Origin of the sequence: Bartonella sp. AP58NXGY, assembly GCF_042195785.1 — a bacterium.
Lineage (GTDB): Bacteria > Pseudomonadota > Alphaproteobacteria > Rhizobiales > Rhizobiaceae > Bartonella.
In genome coordinates this window covers 1-915 of record NZ_JBHIOY010000145.1, presented here as the reverse complement: position 1 = coordinate 915, position 915 = coordinate 1, and the positions used below count along the sequence as shown (strand labels likewise).

Genomic DNA, 915 nt, shown 5'->3' with positions numbered 1-915 from the left:
ACTATATTAAAGTTTTTTTTTATAAGCGTAGCATGCACTCTTTCTAGAAGAGGATGCATTTCGTCATAGATAATCGCAATCATATATGAATGCATTGAATTTTCCCTAAAACTTAAGCTGTTTTTTTATATTGTTAAAGAATATACGCCTTTTGAGTTTATCCAAAGGAGGAATATGATCTACAGTGACCAGCTCAACATCTATTTGTGAGTGAAAAAGACAACACATTTCATTCGTAAAGTTCTTAATGCATTGCATCGCTTTGTTGGTAGGCGTACCGCTTTTCCAAACCATTAAAATCCGTATCTTATTAACTTCTTCTTGTATTACTCTAAATTCAATGATGCCAGCGTCATCATGACTCAGCCATTTTTCTGCAATTTCTAACATCATGCCTGAAGGTACTAATCTATTACTTATACTCATAAATGCATCGTCTATTCTTCCATGTATTGCTTTTATTCGTCTATAGGATGACCCACAGCAACACTTTTCTCCAGCCCAACCATTATTACTTCCAGCTGTTTGCCCATGCCACTGCCCAAAGTCACCTTGATCATAGCGGATTATAGGCATAGCCATGTTCCATAGTGAAGTGCCAACAATCCTGCCAAAATCACTATCACTATCAGTAATCAGCTCAATATGCGTATCATGCTCCAAGAGGTGGTAGTTTCCTTCTGTACATTCATATGCCATCAGACCGGCTTCCTCACTACTGTACTCATCTCGAACTTTTACATTTAATGAAACCTCTAACTTATCCCGTTGGGTTCTAGTCGAAGTTTCAGAATTAGTACTCAAGCAAGTGACTCCTAACCCCCCTAAATCTATATTAGAATCTGCTAATTTTTCTGCGGCACTAAATATTGAAGAAATAAATTTAGGTCTGAGCAGCTGAATATGCTGCTTGAT

1 pseudogene is annotated in these 915 nt (G+C 37.2%); it reads right to left on the bottom strand.

Going from position 1 to position 915, the window contains the following annotated elements:
• Positions 1–105: 105 nt before the first annotated feature.
• Positions 106–915, bottom strand: a pseudogene (locus ACFINC_RS10070) (hypothetical protein); the annotation flags it as partial.